The sequence below is a fragment of the Streptomyces endocoffeicus genome (assembly GCF_016741935.1).
In the GTDB taxonomy this organism is placed as follows: domain Bacteria; phylum Actinomycetota; class Actinomycetes; order Streptomycetales; family Streptomycetaceae; genus Streptomyces; species Streptomyces endocoffeicus.
In genome coordinates, this window is the sequence record NZ_JAERRG010000007.1 from 380,831 (window position 1) to 403,298 (window position 22,468).

General features: G+C 71.8%; 20 protein-coding genes. 9 read left to right on the forward strand and 11 right to left on the reverse strand.

The window, feature by feature from the left end; genetic code table 11:
- Together JK364_RS20290 and JK364_RS20295 are read left to right on the forward strand one after the other, a co-directional pair.
- Entirely contained in the window at positions 1-1,131 is a 1,131-nt protein-coding gene (locus JK364_RS20290) for an SAM-dependent methyltransferase (protein ID WP_201852512.1), read from the forward strand.
- 536 nt (positions 1,132-1,667) lie between these two features.
- Positions 1,668-2,810 carry an NADH-quinone oxidoreductase subunit D gene (locus JK364_RS20295; protein WP_201852513.1) on the forward strand — a complete coding sequence of 381 codons (1,143 nt, stop codon included), beginning with the start codon at positions 1,668-1,670 and terminating at the stop codon, positions 2,808-2,810.
- Between the two features lie 61 nt (positions 2,811-2,871).
- Here JK364_RS20295 and JK364_RS20300 read toward each other — a convergent pair whose 3' ends face one another.
- The 4 genes from JK364_RS20300 to JK364_RS20315 form a co-directional block, all read right to left on the reverse strand.
- Complete coding sequence (locus JK364_RS20300) at positions 2,872-4,026, reverse strand: coiled-coil domain-containing protein (protein WP_201852514.1); 1,155 nt, start codon at positions 4,024-4,026, stop codon at positions 2,872-2,874.
- Positions 4,027-4,168: 142 nt separating this feature from the next.
- Entirely contained in the window at positions 4,169-5,128 is a 960-nt protein-coding gene (locus JK364_RS20305) for an ABC transporter substrate-binding protein (protein ID WP_201852515.1), read from the reverse strand.
- Between the two features lie 229 nt (positions 5,129-5,357).
- Positions 5,358-6,095 carry an ABC transporter permease gene (locus JK364_RS20310; RefSeq protein ID WP_201852599.1) on the reverse strand — a complete coding sequence of 246 codons (738 nt, stop codon included), beginning with the start codon at positions 6,093-6,095 and terminating at the stop codon, positions 5,358-5,360.
- Positions 6,095-6,778 (reverse strand): ABC transporter permease, encoded by a 684-nt coding sequence (locus JK364_RS20315; protein ID WP_201852516.1) that lies wholly within the window; start codon positions 6,776-6,778, stop codon positions 6,095-6,097. Before JK364_RS20315 ends, JK364_RS20310 begins: the two co-directional genes overlap by 1 nt.
- A gap of 141 nt (positions 6,779-6,919) precedes the next feature.
- On the opposite strand from JK364_RS20315, the gene JK364_RS20320 reads away from it, so the two are divergent.
- On the forward strand, positions 6,920-8,077 hold the full coding sequence (locus tag JK364_RS20320) for a betaine/proline/choline family ABC transporter ATP-binding protein (RefSeq protein WP_201852517.1): 1,158 nt from the start codon (positions 6,920-6,922) through the stop codon (positions 8,075-8,077).
- 43 nt (positions 8,078-8,120) lie between these two features.
- On the opposite strand, the gene JK364_RS20325 is transcribed toward JK364_RS20320, so the two are convergent.
- Positions 8,121-9,251 carry an alpha/beta hydrolase gene (locus JK364_RS20325; RefSeq protein ID WP_201852518.1) on the reverse strand — a complete coding sequence of 377 codons (1,131 nt, stop codon included), beginning with the start codon at positions 9,249-9,251 and terminating at the stop codon, positions 8,121-8,123.
- Between the two features lie 167 nt (positions 9,252-9,418).
- Between JK364_RS20325 and JK364_RS20330 the strand changes: the two genes are divergently transcribed.
- From JK364_RS20330 to JK364_RS20355, 6 genes are all read left to right on the forward strand, one after another.
- Positions 9,419-11,251, forward strand: coding sequence for a phosphatidylglycerol lysyltransferase domain-containing protein (locus JK364_RS20330; RefSeq protein WP_201852519.1), 1,833 nt, complete (start codon positions 9,419-9,421; stop codon positions 11,249-11,251).
- A 114-nt stretch (positions 11,252-11,365) separates the two neighbouring features.
- On the forward strand, positions 11,366-12,244 hold the full coding sequence (gene folP / locus JK364_RS20335; RefSeq protein WP_201852520.1) for a dihydropteroate synthase: 879 nt from the start codon (positions 11,366-11,368) through the stop codon (positions 12,242-12,244).
- Positions 12,241-12,726, forward strand: a complete 486-nt coding sequence (locus JK364_RS20340; RefSeq protein ID WP_037964699.1) for a nuclear transport factor 2 family protein — start codon at positions 12,241-12,243, stop codon at positions 12,724-12,726. The genes folP and JK364_RS20340 overlap by 4 nt, the downstream gene beginning before the upstream one ends.
- Positions 12,727-12,930: 204 nt before the next feature.
- Complete coding sequence (gene folB, locus JK364_RS20345; RefSeq protein WP_372461967.1) at positions 12,931-13,290, forward strand: dihydroneopterin aldolase; 360 nt, start codon at positions 12,931-12,933, stop codon at positions 13,288-13,290.
- A complete protein-coding gene (gene folK / locus JK364_RS20350; RefSeq protein WP_201852521.1) occupies positions 13,287-13,880 on the forward strand; it encodes a 2-amino-4-hydroxy-6-hydroxymethyldihydropteridine diphosphokinase in 594 nt (197 codons plus the stop codon). Before folB ends, folK begins: the two co-directional genes overlap by 4 nt.
- A 62-nt stretch (positions 13,881-13,942) precedes the next feature.
- Positions 13,943-14,440, forward strand: coding sequence for a DUF3180 domain-containing protein (locus tag JK364_RS20355; protein WP_201852522.1), 498 nt, complete (start codon positions 13,943-13,945; stop codon positions 14,438-14,440).
- Between the two features lie 87 nt (positions 14,441-14,527).
- On the opposite strand, the gene folE is transcribed toward JK364_RS20355, so the two are convergent.
- The 6 genes from folE to dacB form a co-directional block, all read right to left on the reverse strand.
- Complete coding sequence (gene folE, locus JK364_RS20360) at positions 14,528-15,133, reverse strand: GTP cyclohydrolase I FolE (RefSeq protein ID WP_059142458.1); 606 nt, start codon at positions 15,131-15,133, stop codon at positions 14,528-14,530.
- A gap of 128 nt (positions 15,134-15,261) precedes the next feature.
- Positions 15,262-17,304 (reverse strand): ATP-dependent zinc metalloprotease FtsH, encoded by a 2,043-nt coding sequence (gene ftsH, locus JK364_RS20365; protein WP_201852523.1) that lies wholly within the window; start codon positions 17,302-17,304, stop codon positions 15,262-15,264.
- Positions 17,305-17,559: 255 nt separating this feature from the next.
- Positions 17,560-18,099 carry a hypoxanthine phosphoribosyltransferase gene (gene hpt, locus JK364_RS20370; RefSeq protein ID WP_201852601.1) on the reverse strand — a complete coding sequence of 180 codons (540 nt, stop codon included), beginning with the start codon at positions 18,097-18,099 and terminating at the stop codon, positions 17,560-17,562.
- 60 nt (positions 18,100-18,159) lie between these two features.
- On the reverse strand, positions 18,160-19,272 hold the full coding sequence (gene tilS / locus JK364_RS20375; protein ID WP_201852524.1) for a tRNA lysidine(34) synthetase TilS: 1,113 nt from the start codon (positions 19,270-19,272) through the stop codon (positions 18,160-18,162).
- Positions 19,273-19,482: 210 nt separating this feature from the next.
- Complete coding sequence (locus JK364_RS20380; RefSeq protein ID WP_201852525.1) at positions 19,483-20,622, reverse strand: Rv3626c family coenzyme F420 biosynthesis-associated protein; 1,140 nt, start codon at positions 20,620-20,622, stop codon at positions 19,483-19,485.
- Between the two features lie 145 nt (positions 20,623-20,767).
- On the reverse strand, positions 20,768-22,396 hold the full coding sequence (dacB, locus tag JK364_RS20385) for a D-alanyl-D-alanine carboxypeptidase/D-alanyl-D-alanine endopeptidase (RefSeq protein WP_201852526.1): 1,629 nt from the start codon (positions 22,394-22,396) through the stop codon (positions 20,768-20,770).
- Positions 22,397-22,468 lie beyond the last annotated feature (72 nt).

The window sequence follows — 22,468 nt, forward strand, 5'->3', positions numbered from 1 at the left end:
GTGGCGAGTGAGAAGCATGAGTGGAGCGGATGGCGTACGGCGACCGAACGCGCGCTGTACGGAGCGGGCGGCTTCTTCCGCCGTCCGGAGGGCCCGGCAGGGCATTTCCGCACGTCGGTGCATGCCTCACCGCTGTTCGCCCGAGCGGTCGCGGAGCTGCTGTGCCAGGTGGACGAGGCGCTGGGGCGCCCCGCCGAGGTGGCGCTGGTGGACCTGGGCGCCGGCCGCGGCGAACTGCTCACCCGGGTGCTCGCCCTGGCCCCCGGTCTGCCGCACGGGCTGGCCCGGCGGCTGCGTCCGTACGCGGTGGAGCGGGCGCGGCGGCCGGCCGGCCTGGACGGGCGGATCGCCTGGCTCGACACCCCGCCGGAGGGGTGCGCGGGGCTGCTGTTCGCCAATGAGTGGCTCGACAACGTGCCCGTGGACGTGGCCGAGACCGACGCGGACGGCGTGCCCCGCCGGGTCGAGGTGGATCTCACCTCCCTGGACGGCACCGAGCGGCTGGGCGACCCGGTGGACGGCGAGGACGCCGCGTGGCTGGCCAGCTGGTGGCCCCTGGCGGGCGCCGAACCGGGGCTGCGCGCCGAGATCGGCCATCCGCGCGAGGCGGCCTGGGCGCGGGCCGTCGGCTCCCTGCGGGCGGGCCTCGCGGTCGCCGTCGACTACGCCCATGAACGCGCCACCCGGCCCCCCTTCGGCACACTGACCGGCTTCCGTGAGGGGCGCGAGGTCCGGCCCGTACCCGACGGGTCCTGCGATCTGACGGCGCATGTCGCGATGGACGCGTGCGCCGCGGCGATGGACGCGACCGCTGCCACGGTGGACGCGACCGCCGCGGCGATGGACGCGCCCGCCCCCACGGTGGACGCGTCCGCCGCCGCGTCCGGGCCCGGCGCCGGGCTCGGACGCGGGCCCGGCGCCGGGCTGATGACCCAGCGCGAGGCGCTGCGCGCCCTGGGCCTCGACGCCCGCCGCCCCCCGCTCGCCCTGGCCTCCACCGACCCCACCGCCTACGTCCGCGCCCTCAGCGCGGCGGGCGAGGCCGCGGAGCTGACCGACCCCGCGGGCCTGGGCGCCTTCACGTGGCTCCTGCACCCGGTGAACCTGCCCCGGGACGTGCTCCGGCCGTAGGGGGTGTACGGCGGGTCTTGGCGCCTGCGGCGGGCTGCTTTCCCCTACCCGCCCCTTCCCGCAACTGGGGCTCCGCCCCAGACCCCGAGCCCTGCCACGCAGCGGAGCGATGTGCGGCTCCCGCCGCGTGGGGGTTCCACGCCCCGGGGGGGGCTCCACCGCCCAGAGAGGGCCCCACCGCCCGACGGGCCTCCGCCACCCAGGGAGGGCCCAACCACCCGACGGGGCTCCACCGCCCGAGGCGCCTCCACCGCCCAGGGAGAGCCCAACCACCCAGGAGGGCCCAACCACCCGACGGGGCTCCACCACCCGACGGGGCTCCACCGCCCGACGGGCCTCCACCGCCCAGGGGACCTCCGCCGCCCAGGGAGGGCCCCACCGCCCGACGGGGCTCCGCCACCCAGGGAGGGCTCCACCGCCCGAGGGCCCCGGGGTTCAGGGGCGGAGCCCCTGGCGGGGTTCAGGGGCGGAGCCCCTGGTATCGGGAAGGGGCGGGGAGGGGAAAGGCCCACGGGACGGCTGACAGACTGGTACGCATGACGGAGACGACAGTCGGCATCGGCGGCGCCGCCGAGAGCACGGACATGGTGCTCAACATCGGCCCACAGCACCCCTCCACCCATGGAGTGCTACGGCTGCGGCTGGTCCTCGACGGGGAGCGGATCCAGAGCGCCGAGCCGGTGATCGGCTATATGCACCGGGGCGCGGAGAAGCTCTTCGAGGCGCGCGACTACCGCCAGATCATCATGCTCGCCAACCGTCACGACTGGCTCTCCGCCTTCTCCAACGAACTCGGCGTCGTGCTCGCCGTCGAGCGGATGCTGGGCATGGAGGTCCCCGAGCGCGCGGTGTGGACCCGTACGCTCCTCGCCGAGCTCAACCGGGTCCTGAACCACCTGATGTTCCTCGGCTCCTACCCGCTGGAGCTGGGCGGCATCACGCCGATCTTCCACGCGTTCCGGGAGCGCGAGGACCTCCAGCACGTCATGGAGGAGATCTCCGGCGGCCGGATGCACTACATGTTCAACCGGGTCGGCGGCCTCAAGGACGACCTCCCGGCGGGCTGGCTGGGCCGGGCCCGGCAGGCCGTGGCCGAGGTGCGCTCGCGGATGGGCGTGTACGACGACCTGGTGCTCGGCAACGAGATCTTCCGGGGCCGCACCCGCGGTGTCGGCGTCCTGGCCCGCGAGACGGTGCACGCGTACGGGGTCAGCGGCCCCATCGCCCGGGCCTCGGGCGTCGACTTCGATCTGCGGCGCGACGAGCCGTATCTGGCCTACGCCGAGCTCCAGGACGTCCTCAAGGTCGCCATCCGCGAGGAGGGCGACTGCCTCGCCCGGTTCGAATGCCTGCTGGAGCAGACGCACGCCTCACTGGCGCTGGCCGACGCGTGTCTGGACCGGCTGGACGAGCTTCCGCCGGGGCCGATCAACCAGCGGCTGCCGAAGGTGCTCAAGGCGCCCGAGGGCCACACCTACGCCTGGACCGAGAACCCGCTCGGCCTCAACGGCTACTACCTCGTCTCCAAGGGCGAGAAGACGCCGTACCGGCTGAAGCTCCGCTCGGCGTCGTACAACAACATCCAGGCGCTCACCGAGCTGCTGCCGGGCACTCTCGTCGCCGACATGGTGGCGATCCTGGGGTCGCTCTTCTTCGTCGTCGGCGATATCGACAAGTAACCGACAAGGCGGCATCGACAAGTGGCCGGTCAACACGCGGGCGAGCCGCGCGGGCGATCCCTCACGAGATCGCGCTGCGCAGCTCCCCGAGGTCGATCTGCTCCGTCTCGTCGTGCTCGGTCAGGTCGATGACCTCGCCCACCGCGCCCTTCTTGGTCTCCGCCAGGGTCTCGTCGCCGATCACATCCGCGAGGTCCTCCTCGGCGGCCGGTTCGGGCTCCCGCTTCTGCTTCTTCGATTGCTTCTTCTGGGTGCCGAAGTAGTCGAAGCCGCTCTCCGAACGGGAGGCGGCCCGGCGCGCCGCGGCATACGGCACCACCGCCGAGGCGGCCGTACGGGCGTGGGCGCGCGGCTCCTGCGGGCCGTCTTCGTCCTGCCCGCCGGCCGCCGGGGGCTTCCCCAGCGTGGCGGCACCGTCCTTGCCCCGGCTCTCGCGCGGGCCCTTACGGTCGTCGTGCTCCGCGTTCTGCTCCGCGTTCTGCTCCGCGTTCTGTTCCGCGTTCCGCTCCGGGGCCTGGTCCGAAGCCGCGGCCGTCCGGGCCGAGGCTTCGGCCTGCTCGCGCCGCTCCTTCTGCCGCCGGGCGCTCTCCCTGAGCCGGCTCAGGGCCTCGTCGGCCTTGGCGTACGCGGCGGCCGACGGCAGCCCGGCGGGGACCTCGTCCCGCTCGTCGGCGGAGTCGACAGACCCGGCGGACCCAGCGGAGTCGACAGACCCGGAAGACCCGGAAGACCCGGCGGCCTCCAGCGCCTTCGCCGGGGACGCGGCCTCCAGCGCGAGCCGACGGCGGCCCTCCAGGGCGCTGGCCCGCTCGGTCTCGGCCGTGGCGTAGCGGCGCAGCAGTTCGGCGTGCTCGTTGCGCAGCCGGGCGAGTTCGGCGCGCTTGGCGCGCAGCCGGGTGTTGAGCGCGCCGCGGAGCTCGCTCGCCTTCTCGGCGTCCGCCTCGAGCTCCGCGATCCGCTCCTCGTACTTCATCTCCTGGCGCGCGGTCTCGCTCACGGCCTCCGCGACCCGGCGACCGGCCGAGCGGTCCCAACGGCGCATCAGGACGGCGCCGACGACCGCGGCGCCGGCCGCGGTCGCGGCCAGCCCACGGATCACGACCGTATCGCCGACCAGCCAGGTACCGGCGGCGCAGGTTATTGACGCGACTGCGACCGAAGCGGCGGGGAGGAGCCTGTGCAGGGGTGGGGATTGGCGGTGGCGTCCACGTGGCATGGCCCGAAACTTACCGTGCTATGGGGTCGCTTGGGTGCCCGCCGGGCCAGATCTGTTGTCAATCCGTTGGCAAATGCGGCGGTTGCGCGGCCGAGATCCCTTGCCGAGCCCTTGCCAAGCCCTCCCGAGCGGGGATTTGATCCTACTTCACCAGCCCCTTGTCCCGCAGGTAGTCGGCGGCGACATCCGCCGGCTTGAGCCGCTCGGCGTCAACTTTCTTGTTGAGTTCCCGCAGATCGGCGGTCGTCAGCACCTTGGTGAGCTTGTTCAGCGAGTCCGCGATCTTCTGCGAACCGGCGGACTTCGCATTTACCACGGGAAGTACGTTGTCGGCATTCTGCAGATTTTTGTCGTCGCCGAGCAGCACGAGCCCGAACTGATCCAGCGTGCTGTCCGTGGTCGTGGTCAGGACCATCTGGTCCTTGCCGTCCTTGACGGCCTGCTTGGCCTGGACGCTGCCGATGTCCAGCGGGTCGATCCCGGCGATGTCGATGCCGTACTTCTTCTCCAGACCCGGCTGGCAGAAGGGCCGCTTGGGGCATTCGTCGCCCGCCGCCAGGGTGACCTTCTGCTTGGACTTCCCGAGGTCGGAGAGCGTCTTGAGACCGTGTTTCTTCGCGAAGTCACCGCTGACCGCGAAGGCGTTCTGGTCCACGGCCTTGCCGGGCTCCAGCACCTTCAGCCCGCGCGGTTCGGCGAGCTTCTTCAGCGCCGCGACCGTCTTGGTCACGTCCGAGGAGGCCACCGGGGCGGCATTCGACCCGTTCTTCTTCTGGTTGAGGAATTCGGCCAGCGTCGCCGCGTACTCCGGCACGACATCCATCTGGCCCTTCTCCAGGGCCGGTTCATACAGCTCACGGGCGTCCACCGTCTTGATCGAGGTGGAATAGCCGGTGTCCTTCAGAACCCCCGCGTACAGCTCCGCGAGGATCTTCGACTCGGAGAAGGAGGCGGAGCCGATCACCAGCGAGCCCTTGCCCGGTTTACCGGAACTGTCGCCGCCGCTCGACTTCTCCAGGCTGTCCCCGCCGCAGGCGGTCAGCCCGGCCGCCAGCGCCGCGACCCCCGCCACGGCAACCGCCGCCCGATTGATCTTATCCATGGTTCCCCATCCGTAGTTGTGGCCGCGGTTGTGTGGCCGCGTTGTCGGCACGTTCCGCGTTGTCGGCGCGTTCCGCGTCATCCGCGCTTTCCGCGTCGTCCGCGATCTATGCGTCGTCCGCGATCTATGCGTCATCCGCCTATGTATGCGTCATCCGCGCTCCGCGCTGTCCGCCCTGGGTGTCCGCACGCCTTCGCGCCCGGTCGCGGGAGGGCTCGGCCCGCGGGTTCTACGTCGTGAGCGCCGGTGAGGCCGGCGCCTGGTCGGCGGGCGGACGCCGGGCCGCGGTCAACCGCCGCCCCGCCCTGCGCCGCATCGGGTCGAGCACCAGGCCCAGCACCACGAAGACGCCCTCGACCACCAGCGCGAGGGACGCGACCAGCACCGCACCGGCCACCACCTGCGGGGTGTCGGTGAGCCGGAAGCCCGCCGTGATGATCCGCCCGAGACCGCCGCCGCCGGGCAGCGCGGCCAGCGTCGCGGTGGCCACGACCTGCACCGCGGCCGTCCGTACGCCCGTCATGATGAGCGGGAACGCCAGCGGCAGCTCGACCCGGCGGATCAGCTGGCCGCCGGTCATCCCCATGCCGCGGGCCGCCTCCACGACCTCCCGGTCCGCCTCGCTCACCCCGACATAGGCGTTGGTGAGCAGCGGCGGGATGGCGAACAGCACCAGCGCGATGATCGTGGGCCACTGGCCGTGCGTGCCCAGCGGGCTGAGCAGCAACAGCACCAGTACGGCGAAGGTGGGCACGGCGCGCCCCGCGTTGGAGATGTTCACCGCGAGCGCGCCGCCCTTGCCGATGTGGCCGAGGGCCACGGCGATCGGCAGCGCCACCGCGCAGGAGATCGCCAGGCAGACGAAGGTCAGGAACAGATGCTGGCCCAGCCGGTGCCACACCCCGTCGGGGCCCGCCCAGTGCGACCCGGTGGCCAGCCAGGTCCACGCCTTGGCGACGACGTCCATCAGGTGGTGCCCTTCCGACTCTTGCGTGCCCACGGCGTCAGCAGCCGCTGGAGGCCGAGCAGCAGCAGGTCCGCCACCACCGCCAGCGCCACGCACAGCACCGAGGCGGTGAGCACCTCGGCCTTGAAGAAGCTGCGCATGCCCTCGTAGATGAGGTTGCCGAGGCCGCCGTATCCGATGATCGCGCCCACCGTGGTGAGCGAGACCGTGGAGACGGTGGTGATCCGCAGCCCGGCCATCAGCGCGGGCAGCGCCAGGGGCAGCTCCACGCCGAAGAGCAGCCGCAGCGGGCCGTACCCCATGCCCCGGGCCGCCTCCCGCGCCTCCTCGGGCACCGAGGCGAGACCGGCCATGATGTTGCGCACCAGGATCGTGAGCGAATAGAGCACCAGACCGGTGACCACCACCGCGGCCGATACCCCGAACACGGGCAGCAGCAGCGAGAACATCGCCAGCGACGGCACCGTGTAGAGGATCGTGGTCAGCCCCAGCACCGGCCCCGCCACCGGCCGCCAGCGGCGGGCCAGCAGCGCCAGCGGAAAGGCGACCAGAAGGCCGATCGCCACCGAGGCGAGCGTGATCCCTACGTGCTCGAGCGTCGCGTCCGTCAGCTCTTGACCGCGTGTGCGTACATACTCACCGCATATCCACTCGTTACTGATCAGACAGTTTCCGTCGGCCATACGCTCACCTCCCCCGTCGGGTCGCGGGCCGGTTGCTCATCACAATTCCTGGGTGACCCTAACCCCGGGAGATGACAATCTCGTCCGATCGCCACACAACAGCAACAATGTCTGCCACGAATGCGGCAACAATGGGGAGCCATGATCCGTTTCGAGCATGTCACCAAGCGCTACGCCGATGGCACGACGGCCGTGGACGACCTCTCCTTCGAGGTGGAGGAGGGCGAGCTGGTCACCCTCGTCGGCCCCTCGGGCTGCGGCAAGACGACGACGATGAAGATGGTGAACCGGCTCATCGAGCCGACATCGGGGCGGATCCTGGTGGACGGCGAGGACATCGCCGAGGCGGATCCGGTCGCCCTGCGCCGCCGTATCGGCTATGTCATCCAGCAGGTCGGGCTCTTCCCGCACAAGACCGTGCTGGAGAACACCTCGACCGTGCCGCATCTGCTGGGCTGGCAGCGGAAGAAGGGGCGGGAGCGCGCCGCCGAGCTGCTGGACCTGGTCGGCCTCGACCCGTCCGTCTACGGCGACCGCTACCCCGACCAGCTCTCCGGCGGTCAGCGGCAGCGCGTCGGCGTGGCCCGCGCGCTGGCCGCGGATCCGCCGGTGCTGCTGATGGACGAGCCGTTCGGCGCGGTCGACCCGGTCGTCCGCGAACATCTGCAGACCGAATTCCTGCGACTTCAGTCACAGGTGCGTAAGACCGTGCTCTTCGTCACCCATGACATCGAGGAGGCGGTCCGGCTCGGGGACCGCATCGCGGTCTACGGCTCGGGGCGGATCGAGCAGTTCGACACCCCGGCCACGGTGCTGGGCGCGCCCGCCACCCCGTATGTGGCCGACTTCGTCGGCGCGGACCGGGGGCTGAAGCGGCTTTCGGTCACCCCCATCGAGCCCGGCGACCTGACCCAGCCGCCCGTGGTCCACCTGGACGACCCACTCACCAAGGCGGCCGCCAAGCTGACCGCCGACGGGGCGCGCTGGGCCGTCGTCCTGGACGACGCGGAGCGGCTGCACGGCTGGATCCCGGCGGAGGCGGCCGACGGCGCGCGGGGGACCGTACGGGACCACGCGCGCCGGATGGAGGCGTGGCTACCGGTGGGGGCGCCGCTCAAGCAGGCGTTCAGCACGATGCTGCAGCACGACGCGGGCTGGATCGCGGTGCTGGACGACGACCGCTTCCTCGGCGTCCTCACCCCGGCCCGGCTCCACGAGGCCCTCCGCCGCTCGATCGACGCCGACGCGGGCGGCATCGCCCGGGGCGACGTCCAGCTCCAGACCGTCGCCGACGTGTAGGGCCGACGTGTAGGCCCATCCCGGGCCCCCGAGCCCCGGGGGTTCAGCGGTCGGCGAGCCGGCCGCCGAGCCACTCCAGCGCGGCGGGGACCTCCCGCTTCCAGGTGTTGAAGTTGTGGCCGCCGGTGTTCAGGATGATCGACGAGACCCGGGTCGGCTCCCCGCGCCGGTTGAGCCGCTTCACCTTGTTCACGAAGCGCACGGTGTCCTTGTAGTTCTCCTCACCGTGCTCGCTGCTGGACACCAGCAGCGAGACCGGCGGCGCCGGTTTGTGGTCCAGCCGCCACATCAGGTCGTTCTCCCGCTCCAGCCGCTCGCTGCCGCCGAAGAGATCGCCCGTGGTCGCGTCGATCGGGGCCTTGTACGAAGGGGAGAGCCCGGCCGCCGCCGAGAACGCGTCGGGGTGGCGCATCGCCATCTTCAGGGCGCAGTAGCCGCCGGTGGAATTTCCGATGACGCCCCAGTTACGGGCCCGCTTGCCCACGCGGTAGTGGTCGGCCACCGCCTTCGGCAGGTCCTTGGTGAAGAACGTCTCGGCCCGCGGCCCGCCGGGCACGTCCACGCACTCGGTGTCGCGCGGCGACGCGACCGTCGGCCGCATCATCACCAGGACGAGGGGCTGCATCCTCCCCGCTTTGACCAGCCGGTGCGACTGCTGTGGATACTTCAGGCCATTGATGAGCGACTCGGTGGTGCCGGGGTACCCGGTCAGCACCAGCGCGGCGGGGAAGGTCCGCCGGGCGTACTCGGGCCGGAAGTACTCCGGCGGCAGATAGATGTACGCCGGGCTCGCGATCCCGGAGACCGGCCCCTGGACCTTCACCTTCTCGATGCGGCCGGCGATCCTGGGCGAGGAGCCGCCGTCCATGGCCAGGTGGCGGGTCTCGGTGACTCGCACCCGGGTGCCCGGGGTGTCATGATCCACCACGACACCCGGCTCGTCCTGCGTACCGAAGAGGTCGGACCAGGATCCGTAGAATCCGAAGGACTGATTGGCGAACAGTCCGAACGCCATGAACACGGTCAGCTGCGTGCCCAGTAGCATGCCGACCCGGCCGAGCACGGGAGCCACGCCGCGCCCGGCCAGCCGGGGCCACAGCCATATCGTGGCCGCGAACAGCAGCAACGCCGCGACGGCTGCCGCGATCACGATGTTGTTGCTCGTGAGACCCATCACTATCTTTCTGCCGGGCGGCCGGCCCCCCGTGCCGCCGGGGAACCCCCCAGCCGTGGCCGGGGAGTGAACCCCACTCCTTCAAACGCCGTCTTACTGGACGCAAATCGTGCGGATGCCGCGCAACAGAACCGAAGATCCTCTTGACCGAAGCGACGGGAATACAGATGTCTGACAGTCAAGATGCCGAAACATCCGGGAAGGTTCCCACCCGGATACGGCGCCTGCCACGCGGCCCCAGGCCGGAGGCGGTGCCCACCGGCGTCGGCACCGCGTGCACGCTGATCGGGCTGATGGACATCGTCTTCCCCCGGCTGCGGCACAGCAGGGTGCACGCGCTGGCCGAGCTGCTGCCGGGGGCCGTGAGCTCCCTGGCGGCCGCCGCCTCGATCGTGGTCGGTCTGCTGCTGCTGATGCTGGCCCACGGCCTCAAGCGGCGTAAGCGGCGGGCCTGGGTCGCGGCCGTGGGGCTGCTGCCGGTCGGCGCCGCCGCACAGCTGCTCTACCGGCACTCGGTCATCGGCATGGTCCTCTCCCTCGTGCTGATGGGGGTGCTGATCCGGTACCGCGCCGAGTTCGCGGCCCTGCCGGACCCCCGCAGCCGCTGGATGGCGCTGGCCAACCTCGTGGTCATGGGCGCGGTCAGCGTCACCGTGGGACTGCTCATCGTCCGGTCCCATCCGGACGCCATCGAGGGAAGCCCGTCGCTGGGCGAGCAGCTGGAGCACGTCCTGTGGGGCCTGTTCGGCTTCGAGGGGCCGGTCGACTACCGCCATGGCGCGGACTACACCGTCGGCTACTCCCTCGGCGCGCTGGGCCTGCTGACCGTCGCCACCACCGCCTATCTCGCCTTCCGCCCCGAGCACCCCGCCGCCCGTCTCACCGGCGAGGACGAGGAGCGGCTGCGGGGTCTGCTCGCCGCCCACGGGCGCCGCGACTCGCTCGGCCACTTCGCGCTCCGCCGCGACAAGGCCGTGGTCTTCTCCCCCACCGGCAAGGCCGCGGTCTGCTACCGCGTGGTCTCCGGGGTGATGCTCGCCAGCGGCGACCCGGTCGGCGACGTGGAGGCCTGGCCCGGTGCGATCGCCCGCTTCATGGAGGAGGCGCGGGCCCACTCCTGGACCCCGGCGGTGATGGGCTGCAGCGAGACCGGCGGCGAGGTGTGGACCCGCGAGACCGGCCTGGACGCGCTGGAGCTCGGCGACGAGGCCATCGTCGATGTGGCGGACTTCACCCTCTCCGGGCGCGCGATGCGCAATGTGCGCCAGATGGTCAAGCGGATCGAGCGGGCCGGCTACCAGACCCGGGTGCGGCGCGCCTCCGAGCTGAGCCCCGAGGAGCTGGAGACCATCCGGCGCGCCGCCGCCGACTGGCGGGGCACCGACACCGAGCGCGGCTTCTCGATGGCGCTGGGTCGGATCGGTGACCCGGCGGACGGGGACGCGGTCATCGCCACCGCCCACAAGGCCGCCGACGAGGGCGCCGAGGAGGGCCCGTACGGGGACCTCAAGGCCGTGCTGCACTTCGTGCCGTGGGGCCGGGACGGGATGTCGCTGGAGCTGATGCGGCGCGACCGGAGCGCCGACCCGGGCATGAACGAGCTGCTGATCGTGGCCGCTCTGCGGGCCGCCCCCGAGCTGGGCGTGGAGCGGGTGTCGCTGAACTTCGCGATGTTCCGCTCGGCGCTGGCGCGCGGCGAGAAGCTGGGCGCTGGCCCGGTGCTGCGCGGCTGGCGGGCGCTGCTGGTGTTCCTCTCCCGCTGGTTCCAGATCGAGTCGCTGTACAAGTTCAACGCGAAGTTCCAGCCGCGCTGGGAGCCGCGCTTCGTGGTCTTCCGCAACACCCGCGACCTGCCGCGGATCGGCCTGGCCGCGATGCAGGCCGAGGGGTTCGTCTCGCTCGCCCTGCCCCGGCTGCTGCGCCGCGGCCGCCGCCCCGAGCCCCGGCCCTGCGCCCATCGGCACCGGGCCGAGGGCCGGGAGCTCCAGCAGGCGGCCTGATCCAGAACGCACCCCAGGCCCCGTCCGGTGGATCTTCGCGCCCGCGACATCAGCGGCTGACGCCGCGGGCCCCGCGTAGATCCGCCGGACGGGGCCTACGCCTAGGCTGGGCACATGAGCACGTTGCATGGGCGGGGACGGGTGGCGGGACTGCCGGAGTGGAGCCGGTGCGCGGTGATGGGCGTGGTGAACGTCACACCCGACTCCTTCTCCGACGGCGGGAAGTGGTTCGACACCGATCTGGCCGTCAAACACGGTCTCGATCTGGTCGCCGCCGGGGCCGACCTGGTGGACGTCGGCGGTGAGTCGACCCGGCCCGGCGCGGCGCGCGTCGACGAGGCCGAGGAGCTGCGCCGGGTGATCCCCGTGGTCCGGGAGCTGGCCGCGGCCGGGGCCGTGATCAGCGTGGACACCATGCGGGCCGCGGTGGCCGAGCGGGCCGTGGCGGCCGGGGCCCGGCTGGTCAACGACGTCAGCGGCGGCGGCGCCGACCCCGCGATGGTGCCCATGGTGGCCGCGGCGGGGGTGCCGTTCGTGGTGATGCACTGGCGCGGCCAGTCGATCGACATGAACAACCGGGCGGTGTACGCGGACGTGGTCGGCGAGGTCGTCGCCGAGCTGCGCGCCGGTCTGGAGCGGGCCGTCGCGGGCGGTATCGACCCGGAGCGGATCGTGGTCGACCCGGGCCTGGGCTTCGCCAAGGACGCCGACCACGATCTGGCGCTGGTGGCCCATCTGTCCGCGCTGCGGGAGCTGGGCCGGCCGCTGCTGGTGGCGGCCTCCCGCAAGCGGTTCCTGGGGCGGGTCCTGGCCGGTGACGGGGGCAGCCCGCCGCCCGCCCGGGAGCGGGACGCCGCCACGGCGGCGGTCTCCGCGCTCGCGGCGCGCGAGGGCGCCTGGGCCGTCCGGGTGCACGAGGTACGGGCCAGCGCGGACGCGGTGCGCGTGGCGCGGGCCATCGAAGCGGCCGAGACCACGGCGGGAGCGCTGTGACTTCCCTTACGGACAACGAGCGTGTGGCGCTGGTGAACACCGCGCTGTACGACGCCATGGAGCAGGGCGACCACGCCACGCTGCAGCGGCTCTGGCTGGACTCCCCCGACACCGAGGTGTCCTGTGTCCACCCGGGCTGGCCGGTGCTGCGCGGCCGGGGCGAGGTGCTCCGCTCCTACGCCCTGATCATGGCCAACACGGACTACATCCAGTTCTTCCTGACGGATGTCGAGGTGTCGGTGATGGCCGACACCGCCATGGTGACCTGCACCGAGAACATCCTCAGCGGCGCCCCCGCGGAGGAGGAGGGCCAGCTCGGCCCGCTGGTGGGCCAGCTGGTCGTGGCCACGAACGTGTTCCGCCGAACGGAGGACGGCTGGAAGGTCTGGGCGCACCACGGCTCCCCGGTGCTCGCGGAGAGCGACGACGAGGAGCCGGGCGGCCCCGAAGGCCCCGCCGACGACGGACTGCTGCCGGGCTGAGTCCACCGGAGTTCGCGCCCCGCGAGGTGGGGGTAGGAGGCTGTGGCGCGGAGCGTCGGCAGCCGGCGCCGCCCACCCCATGGGCGAGTGCCGCCGGAGCTCGCAGGTAGATTCGAGGCAGGTACCCCCGCATACGGCAGGGGACGGGTGGTGCGTTCCGGATGGGACGTGCCCGCGTACCGACGACCAGCAGGAGTGGTTCAGGTGGATCGTGTCGCGCTGCGCGGCCTGAGGGCTCGCGGGCACCACGGTGTGCTGCCCCATGAGCGCGAGGAGGGCCAGGACTTCGTCGTGGACCTCGTGCTCGGCCTGGACACTCGGCCCGCCGCGGCCGACGACGACCTCGGCAAGACCGTCCACTACGGCGTGGTGGCGGAGGAGGTCGTGGACGTGGTGCGGGGCGAGCCGGTCGATCTGATCGAGACGCTGGCCGAACGGATCGCGGACCGGTGCCTCAAGCACGACGTGGTGCGGGAGGTCGAGGTCGTGGTGCACAAGCCGCAGGCCCCGATCACCGTGCCCTTCGACGACGTGACCATCACCATCACCCGGAGCCGAGTATGAGCAGCAGCGACCCGACCGTGCAGCCCGTTCCCGCCTCCGTGGTGGAGCAGGTGGACGCCGCCGATGTGACGTTGAGCAACCCCAAACGGGCGGTGATCTCGCTCGGCAGCAACCTGGGCAACCGTCTGGAGACCCTCCAGGGCGCGATCGACGCGCTGGAGGACACCCCGGGCCTGCGGGTCAAGGCCGTGTCGCCGGTGTACGAGACGGATCCGTGGGGCGTGGAGCCCGGCACCCAGGCCACGTACTTCAACGCGGTGGTGCTGATCAAGACGACGCTGCCGCCGTCCTCGCTGCTGGAGCGCGGCCACGCCATCGAGGAGGCGTTCGAGCGGGTGCGGGACGAGCGCTGGGGCCCGCGCACCATCGACGTGGACATCGTGGCGTACCAGGACGTGGTCTCCGACGACCCGCAGCTGACCCTGCCGCATCCGCGCGCCCATGAGCGCGCGTTCGTCCTGGTGCCGTGGAACGACGTGGATCCGCAGGCCGAGGTGCCCGGACGCGGCCCGGTCGCGGGGCTGCTGGCGGCGATGGGCCTGGACGGGGTCCGGGTCCGCACCGATCTGGAACTGCGACTGCCCGAGTAGACGTTGATCCGGATAGGTTCCGGGAGACGCTGGTACGTACTGGATTGAGGGGCGACCGCTCGGTGAAGCAACTTCGGATCGGGGTGCTGGTCGGGCTGTTCGCCGTGGCCGGTGTGGTGTCGTGGGCGGGCGCCCGGCTGTGGGACACCTTCGGGTCGCTGCCGAGCGTCCCGGTGGCCGCGCCGATCGTGCTGGCCCTGATCGCGGTGGTGCTGGCCGCCACCGCGCTGTCGCTGCGGGCCCGGCTGCGCGCCCAGCGGGAGCGGCAGCCCGACGCCAAGGGCGTGGACCCGATGGTGGCCGCCCGCGCGGTGGTCTTCGGACAGGCCAGCGCGCTGGTGGCGGCGCTGATCGCGGGGATGTACGGCGGAGTGGGCGTCTTCCTGGCCATGGAGCAGCTCGATGTGCCCGCCCGCCGCGATCAGGCGCTCTACGCCGGGGGCTCGGTTCTGGCGGGCGCGGGCGTGGTGGCGGCCGCGTTCTTCCTGGAGCGGGTGCTCAAGCTTCCGGAGGACGACGACAACGACGGCAACGGCCCGAGCGCGACGGCCCGCGCCTGAGAGCCTGGAGCACACCGTCGTACGCGGCTGAGCCGCGTCGTCATACGCGGCTGAGCTCATATACGCGGCTGAACCGCGCGGAGCCGCTCAGCGGGCCATGATGAGGCTCATCGCCTCGGCCCGGGTGGCCGGGTCGCGCAGCTGGCCGCGGACGGCCGAGGTGAGGGTCTTGGCGCCGGGCTTGCGCACCCCGCGCATGGTCATGCACATGTGCTCGCACTCGACCACCACGATCACCCCGCGCGGTTCCAGTATCCGCATCAGGGACTCGGCGATCTGGGTGGTGAGCCGCTCCTGGACCTGGGGGCGGCGGGCGAAGACATCGACCAGCCGGGCCAGCTTGGACAGCCCGGTGATCTTGCCGTCGTGGGACGGGATATAGCCCACATGGGCCACGCCCACGAAGGGCACCAGGTGGTGTTCGCAGGAGGACATCACCTCGATGTCCTTGACCAGCACCATCTCATCGTGGCCCAGGTCGAACGTGGTGGTCAGGACGTCCTCGGGCTCCTGGCGCAGCCCCGCGAAGATCTCCTTGTACGCACGGGCCACCCGGCCCGGCGTCTCGCGCAGCCCCTCCCGGTCGGGGTCCTCGCCGACGGCGATCAGCAGCTCGCGGATCGCGTTCTCGGCGCGCTTCTCGTCGAACACGCCAATGGGGCTCTCGCCGTCCAGCGTCACCGGGTCGGTCATGGACTGCCTCGTTCCTCACATACACGCACACGAACGCGAAAATGCCGCGTCCACCAGGCTAGAACCTGGTGGACGCGACATTCATTCCGGGGCCACCAGGAGCGGAAGGCCGCCCCCGGTGGTGGGGATCAGCTCTCCGAACCGGAGTCCGAGCCCTCGGGACGCTCGGCGGCGTCCTCCGGGGCGGTGCTCTTGGTCAGCGAGGCCGCCGAGGTGGGCTGGGCGCCGTTGGCCGGGGCGAGCTCCCGGGGGGAGAGCACCGGCGGACGGGTGGAGGGCGTACGCCGCGAGGAGCCGGTCCACGCCGGGCGGGCCGGGCGCTTGACGATCGGGGCGAAGATCTCGGCGATCTCCTCCTTGTTCAGCGTCTCCTTCTCCAGCAGCGCCAGCACCAGGTTGTCCAGGACGTCCCGGTTCTCGACGAGGATCTCCCACGCCTCGTTGTGCGCGGCCTCGATGAGCTTCTTGACCTCCTCGTCCACCAGCGCGGCGACCTCTTCGGAGTAGTCGCGCTGGTGAGCCATCTCACGGCCGAGGAAGGGCTCGGAGTTGTCGGAGCCGAACTTGATCGCGCCGAGCCGCTCGGTCATGCCGTACTGCGTGACCATCGCGCGGGCCGTGGTGGTGGCCTTCTCGATGTCGTTGGAGGCGCCCGTGGTCGGGTCGTGGAAGACGAGCTCCTCCGCCGCCCGGCCGCCCATCATGTAGGCGAGCTGGTCCAGCATCTCGTTGCGCGTGGTCGAGTACTTGTCCTCGTCCGGCAGGACCATGGTGTAGCCCAGGGCCCGGCCTCTGGAGAGGATCGTGACCTTGTGCACCGGATCGCTGTTCGGAGACGCCGCCGCGACCAGGGCGTGACCGCCCTCGTGGTACGCGGTGATCTTCTTCTCCTTGTCGCTCATGATCCGGGTCCGCTTCTGCGGACCGGCCACGACTCGGTCGATCGCCTCGTCCAGGAAGTGGTTGTCGATCAGCTTCCCGTCGCTGCGGGCCGTCAGCAGGGCGGCCTCGTTCAGCACGTTCGACAGATCGGCACCGGTGAAGCCGGGGGTGCGACGGGCGACGGCCGACAGGTCGACGTCCGGGGCGACCGGCTTGCCCTTCTGGTGGACCTTGAGGATCTCCAGCCGGCCCTGCATGTCCGGGCGGTCGACGGCGATCTGCCGGTCGAAGCGGCCCGGGCGCAGCAGCGCCGGGTCGAGGATGTCGGGCCGGTTGGTGGCGGCGATCAGGATGACGCCGCCCTTCACATCGAAGCCGTCCATCTCGACGAGCAGCTGGTTCAGCGTCTGCTCGCGCTCGTCATGGCCGCCGCCCATGCCCGCACCGCGGTGCCGGCCGACGGCGTCGATCTCGTCGACGAAGACGATGGCCGGGGCGTTGGCCTTGGCCTGCTCGAACAGGTCGCGGACGCGGGAGGCACCCACACCCACGAACATCTCGACGAAGTCGGAGCCGGAGATCGAGTAGAAGGGGACACCCGCCTCGCCCGCGACGGCACGCGCGAGCAGCGTCTTACCCGTACCGGGCGGGCCGTAGAGCAGCACACCCTTGGGGATCTTGGCGCCCACGGCCTGGAACTTCGCCGGCTCCTGTAGGAACTCCTTGATCTCCTGGAGCTCCTCGACCGCCTCGTCGGCCCCCGCCACATCGGTGAAGGTCGTCTTCGGCGTGTCCTTGGTGATGAGCTTGGCCTTCGACTTCCCGAAGTTCATCACCCGGGAGCCGCCGCCCTGCATCTGATTCATCAGGAACAGGAAGACCACGACGATCAGCACGAACGGGAGCAGCGAGAGCAGAATCCCGACAAAGGGGTTCTGCTTCGACGTCGAGACGTTGTACCCGTCGGGGATCCCGCCCTGCTTCTGGGCGTTGGCCTGCAGAGTCTTGGCGAGGTCGACGCCCTGGTCACCGATGTAGGTGGCCTGGAGCTTGTCGCTGCCCGAGATCTTGGCGACGTTGTCCTTGAGCTGGATCTTTACCTTGTGCTCGTCGCCGGTCGTCAGTTCGGCGGACTGGACCTGGTTCTGGTTGATCGCCTTGACGACCTGACTGGTGTCCACCGACTTGTAGCCGCCGGACGAGCCGACGACCTGCATCAACACGACCACGGCGAGGACGGCCAGCACGATCCACATGACCGGCCCACGGAAGTAGCGCTTCACGTCCATCCATACGGGGCGAAGCCGCCCCGTCCCTCCTGCCACAGTGAGGCACGGCAGCCCTGGAGAGGCGCCTGTGCGTGCGGTGTATTGCGGTGTATTTGCGGTGTATGAGCTGTGTAATCCTCAGTCTCGAAAAAGACTGACCTTCGGACGGTACCCCAGCATTGTCACCCGACGCCGCCGTGGACTGTTAACAAAACCGCCTTCCCCAGCTCCAACGGCGGAAAACCCCGCCAGGTTCCCAGGGAGCGGCGGCGCCCGTCAGCCGCCGTAGACGTGCGGGGCCAGGGTGCCGACGAACCGAAGGTTCCGGTACTTCTCGGCGTAGTCCAGCCCGTAGCCGACGACGAACTCATTGGGGATGTCGAAGCCGACCCACTTCACCTCGATGGCGACCTTGGCCGCCTCCGGCTTGCGCAGCAGAGTGCAGACGTTCAGCGAGGCCGGCTCGCGCGAGCCCAGGTTCGACAGCAGCCACGACAGCGTCAGTCCGGAGTCGATGATGTCCTCGACGATCAGGACGTGTTTGCCCTTGATGTCGGTGTCCAAGTCCTTCAGGATACGCACCACCCCGGAGGACTGGGTGCCCGCGCCGTAGGACGACACGGCCATCCAGTCCATGGTGACGGGCGTGGAGAGGGCACGCGCCAGATCCGCCATCACCATCACCGCGCCCTTGAGTACGCCGATGATCAGCAGATCCTTGTCCGCGTACTCCTCGTCGATGGCGGCGGCCAGCTCGGCCAGCTTCGCGTCGATCTCTGCCTCGGTGATGAGGACCGACTTGAGGTCGGTGCCCATGTCCTTGTCGTCCACCCGCGCCACTCTCGTTCGACTACCGGCTCAACTGGCACGGGCGGATCAGCCCTGCCGGATGACCAGTCTGCCACCCTCCCGGCGGACCTCGACGCGGCCGGGGAGGTTGATGGCCCGCTGCCCCCGCCAGCCGGTGATCAGCCGGTCCACCTCTTCGATGTGACGGGCGAAGAGCGAACCGGCGGGCGCGCCCGCGGCGATGGCGGCCCGGCGCAGCACCCGGCGGCGGACGGCGGTGGGCAAACCGTGCAGTCCGACGGTGTCGAGGTGCACGGCCCGCGCGCCACCGGCCGCCGCCGGTGCGGTGGTCATCACATCGGCCTCGGCGCGGGCGGCCCAGGCGTCGAGGGCGTCGGCGTCGTCACGGGAGAGCTGGGCGGTGCGGGCGAGCGCCTCGACGACGCCCTTGCCCAGCGCCTTCTCCAGGATGGGCAGCGCCTCGTGACGGACCCGGGAGCGGGTGTAGGAGGGGTCCACGTTGTGCGGGTCGTCCCAGACGGGCAGCGACTGGGCCAGGCACGCCTCGCGGACGGTGTGCCGGTCCAGCTGGAGGAAGGGGCGGCGGTAGCGGCCGCCGGTGCCGGAGACCCAGGCCATACCGGACAGCGAGCGGGTGCCGGAGCCGCGGGCGAGGCCCAGCAGAACCGTCTCGGCCTGGTCGTCACGGGTGTGGCCGAGCAGCACGGCGGCGGCTCCGTGGCGCTCGGCGGCGGCGTCCAGCGCGGTGTAGCGGGCGTCCCGGGCGGCGGCCTCGGGGCCGCCGCTCCGGCCGACGGCCACGGCGACCGCCTCGACCGGCGCCAGGCCCAGGTCCCGCATCCGGTCGGTGACCTCGGCGGCGCGGGCGTCGGACCCCTGCTGGAGACCGTGGTCGACGGTGACCCCGCCGGCCCGCAGCCCGGCCCGCGGGGCCTCGAAGGCGAGGGCGGAGGCGAGTGCCATGGAGTCGGCGCCGCCCGAGCAGGCGGCGAGCACGAGCGGTGCGTCGTCCCGCGGGGCGGAGCCGCGGGGGCCGGGGGCCGAGGCCGCCGGGGAGAGCGAGGGGGGAGCGGAAGGCGACGAGGCGGCCGAGGACGCGGCCGAGTGGGCGACGAGGATGTCGTGGAGGACGCGGCGGACCGCGAGGCGTATCGCGGCGACCGCTGGATGGGGACCCATGTCCGTTTCCCATCTGTCATTCGAGGGGGTGCCTCGGGGGGTACGAGGAGTACGAGCGGTACGAGCCTTTCGTCACGCTGCGTATGTCGATGGTGACAGAAGTGAGCTGTTCCCCGAGCATCGCACGCCTACCCGTCGCCAACGGTCCCTCGGACGAGTGATTAAAGGGGGCGTTCGTCCGTTTCCGCGTGTGCCGGTTGTGTGCCGGTTCTAGGACTCCGCCTTGCGGTGCACCCGCGCGACCCACTCGGCGGGTTTGCTGATCTCCGTCTTGGTCGGAAGGGTGTTGGGCGAGGTCCAGACCCGGTTGAAGCCGTCCATGCCGACCTGGTTCACCACGGCCCGTACGAACCGCTCCCCGTCACGGTACTGCCGCAGCTTGGCGTCGAGCCCCAGCAGTTTGCGCAGCGCCTGGTCGAGCCGGCCCGCGCCGCTCGCCCGGCGCTTCTGGAACTTCTCCCGGATCTCCGCGACGGACGGCACGACCTCCGGCCCCACCCCGTCCATGACGTAGTCGGCGTGCCCCTCCAGCAGCGACATCACCGCGGTCAGCCGGGCCAGGATCTCCCGCTGGGCCGGGGTCTGCACGAGCTCGATGATGCTGGGCGCGCCGCGCCCGTCCGCCTCGTCCCCCTCGTCGGCGGGACGGCCGCCGCTCAGCGACTGGACGGCCTCGCGGACCCGCTCCAGCAGGGTGGCCGGGTCCACGTCGGTCTCGCCGAGGAACGCCTGGATCTCCGACTCGATGTGGTCGCGCAGCCAGGGCACGGCGGTGAACTGGGTGCGGTGGGTCTCCTCGTGCAGCGCGACCCACAGCCGGAAGTCGTGCGGGGCCACGTCGAGTTCGCGCTCGACATGGACGATGTTGGGCGCCACCAGCAGCAGCCGGCCGCCGCCCGGGGAGCCGGGCAGCTCGCGGGTCGAGGGCGCGAAGGTCTCGTACTGGCCGAGCACCCGGGAGGCCAGGAAGGACAGCAGCATCCCCAGCTCGACCCCGGTCACCTTGCCGCCGACCGCGCCCAGCACCGCCCCGCCGGGCAGTCCGCCGCGCCGGTCCTGCACCTTGCCGAGCAGCGGTTTGAGAATCTGCCGGAAGCCCGCCACGTTCGCCCTGATCCAGCCCGCGCGGTCCACGACGAGGACGGGGGTGTCGGAGGCCGGGCCGCCGGAGACGGCCATCCGGGTGAAGGCGCGGACGTGCTCCTCGGAGGACTTGGCGTGCCGGCGCAGCTCCGCGACGACCGCGCGCGCCTCGTCGCGGCTCACCTCGGGACCCGGGCGCACCAGCCGGGTCGCGGTCGCGACCGCGAGATTCCAGTCGACCATCTCCACACCACCGATGCTCGTCATGGCTTCACGGTACGTGGCCCGCGCCCCATCCGGGAGGACACCGGGGTCCGCACAGGCGGCCACCCCGCGTCCGGGTCACCCTCGTTGCCTCAGGGATCTCTACGGCCACCATGGCGGCCGCCCCGCGTCCGGGTCACTCCTTCGCTCAGCGGCAGCCGCAGTTGGCGAGGGCCGAGGCCATCCGGTCCAGGGCGCGCTGGGCGCCATTGGCGTCGGTGGTGCCGTTGGTCAGATACGCGAAGACCAGCAGTCGGCCGTCCGCGTCCACGACCGAGCCCGCGAGGCTGTTGACCCCGGTGAGGGTGCCGGTCTTGGCGCGGACCACGCCCCGGCCGACCGCGTCCTGGGCGTAGCGGGTGCGCAGGGTGCCGGTGAAACCGGCCACCGGCAGCCCGGTGAGCAGTGACCGCAGTTCGGGGTGGTCGTGGTCGGCGGCGCGCACCAGCACCTGGGCGAGCAGCCCGGCGGAGACGTGGTCGGCGCGGTCGAGCCCGCTGCCGTCCGCGATCCGGGCACCGCCCAGGGGCAGCTCCAGCTTGCGCAGCCGCTGGGTCACGGCCTTCGCGCCGCCCTCGAAGCTGGCGGGCTCGCCCGCGGCGAGGGCGGTCTGCCGGGCCAGTGCCTCGGCGATGTCGTTGTCGCTGGTGGTCAGCATCCGCTCGACGAGCGAGGACAGCGGCTGGGAGCGGACGGAGGCCACCGTACGGGCGCCCTTGGCGGCCTTGCCCGCCCGGGGTTCGTCCTTCACCTCGACGCCGCGGTCGCGCAGCATCGCGGCGAAGGACCCGGCCGCGTCGGCGGCCGGGTCCTCGGCGCGCGGGGCCGGGCCGTGGTCGCTGTCGTCCTTACGGCCCTCATCGGCCATCAGGGGGACGACGGGCGAGAGGTTCTCGTTGGGGCCGATGGTGTGGAGCTTCGGCCCGGCGTAGAGCGAGGTGTCGTAGCCGAGCCGGTAGGGGCCCGCGCCACGCTTCTTCAGGGCGCGGGCGGTGTCATCGGCCAACTGGCGGAGCGCGGCGGGGTGGTCGTCCCCCTTGACGGCCCGCGCGGTGAGCGTCGGGTCGCCGCCGCCGACCAGCACGATGTCGTCCTTGCCCGCGCCCGCCACGACGCTGGTCCTGATGCGGTGGTCCGGGCCGAGGGCGGAGAGGGCCGCGGCACCGGTCGCGAGCTTGATCGTGGAGGCGGGGACGGCGGCCGTGCCCGCCTTGGCGCCGAACACCTGCTGACCGGTGGTCACGTCCATCACCGCCACCGAGCGCTCATCGCCCAGCGCGGGATCCTTCAGCAGCGGTTCGAGCGTATCGGCGAGCCCCGCGCCGGTGGGCGGCGGCACGGCGTCGCCGCCGCTGTCCGGCGACCGGGGCGCGGGGCGCGTGCCGAGCGCCGCCAGGACGGGCGCCGCGCTGGGCGCGGGCCGCCCCGGGCCGCCGTGCCGCTCGCCCGGGGCACCGTCATCGGTGGCGCGGGCGCGTTCGGCCGTCCGCTGACCGCCGTCCCAGGGCCCGGCCACCAGCACCGACACCACGGCGACGACCAGGCCGGTCGCGGCGGAGACCGCCACCAGCTGCCAGGTCCGCTGCTGCTCGCGGGGCGTATTGCGCCATTCGCGCCGGATACGGGCGCGCACGCGGTTCCACTCGCGCAGCCCACGCCCGCGCACGTGGCTCCACTCGCGCTGCCCACGCCCGCGCATCCGGTCCAACTCGCGTCGCCCACGGCTCAGCCGGTGGCTCAGCCACTCCCTGACCTGCCACGATCGGGCTTCAGGCACGACCGACCAGCCCCTTTCGCCACCACACACCTGCGTGGGGGACACTTAATCACCAGACGTATGTGTTGATCA

Bases quoted from the DNA above. Each gene is read 5' to 3' on its own strand.
- JK364_RS20315 (WP_201852516.1), bottom strand. From the start codon at position 6,778: ATGGCCGACGGAAACTGTCTGATCAGTAACGAGTGGATATGCGGTGAG.
- hpt (WP_201852601.1), bottom strand. From the start codon at position 18,099: ATGGGCACCGACCTCAAGTCGGTCCTCATCACCGAGGCAGAGATCGAC.
- JK364_RS20295 (WP_201852513.1), top strand. From the start codon at position 1,668: ATGACGGAGACGACAGTCGGCATCGGCGGCGCCGCCGAGAGCACGGAC.
- folK (WP_201852521.1), top strand. From the start codon at position 13,287: ATGAGCAGCAGCGACCCGACCGTGCAGCCCGTTCCCGCCTCCGTGGTG.
- JK364_RS20320 (WP_201852517.1), top strand. From the start codon at position 6,920: ATGATCCGTTTCGAGCATGTCACCAAGCGCTACGCCGATGGCACGACG.
- ftsH (WP_201852523.1), bottom strand. From the start codon at position 17,304: ATGGACGTGAAGCGCTACTTCCGTGGGCCGGTCATGTGGATCGTGCTG.
- JK364_RS20310 (WP_201852599.1), bottom strand. From the start codon at position 6,095: ATGGACGTCGTCGCCAAGGCGTGGACCTGGCTGGCCACCGGGTCGCAC.
- JK364_RS20330 (WP_201852519.1), top strand. From the start codon at position 9,419: ATGTCTGACAGTCAAGATGCCGAAACATCCGGGAAGGTTCCCACCCGG.
- JK364_RS20325 (WP_201852518.1), bottom strand. From the start codon at position 9,251: ATGGGTCTCACGAGCAACAACATCGTGATCGCGGCAGCCGTCGCGGCG.
- folE (WP_059142458.1), bottom strand. From the start codon at position 15,133: ATGACCGACCCGGTGACGCTGGACGGCGAGAGCCCCATTGGCGTGTTC.
- tilS (WP_201852524.1), bottom strand. From the start codon at position 19,272: ATGGGTCCCCATCCAGCGGTCGCCGCGATACGCCTCGCGGTCCGCCGC.
- JK364_RS20380 (WP_201852525.1), bottom strand. From the start codon at position 20,622: ATGACGAGCATCGGTGGTGTGGAGATGGTCGACTGGAATCTCGCGGTC.
- JK364_RS20300 (WP_201852514.1), bottom strand. From the start codon at position 4,026: ATGCCACGTGGACGCCACCGCCAATCCCCACCCCTGCACAGGCTCCTC.
- JK364_RS20305 (WP_201852515.1), bottom strand. From the start codon at position 5,128: ATGGATAAGATCAATCGGGCGGCGGTTGCCGTGGCGGGGGTCGCGGCG.
- folP (WP_201852520.1), top strand. From the start codon at position 11,366: ATGAGCACGTTGCATGGGCGGGGACGGGTGGCGGGACTGCCGGAGTGG.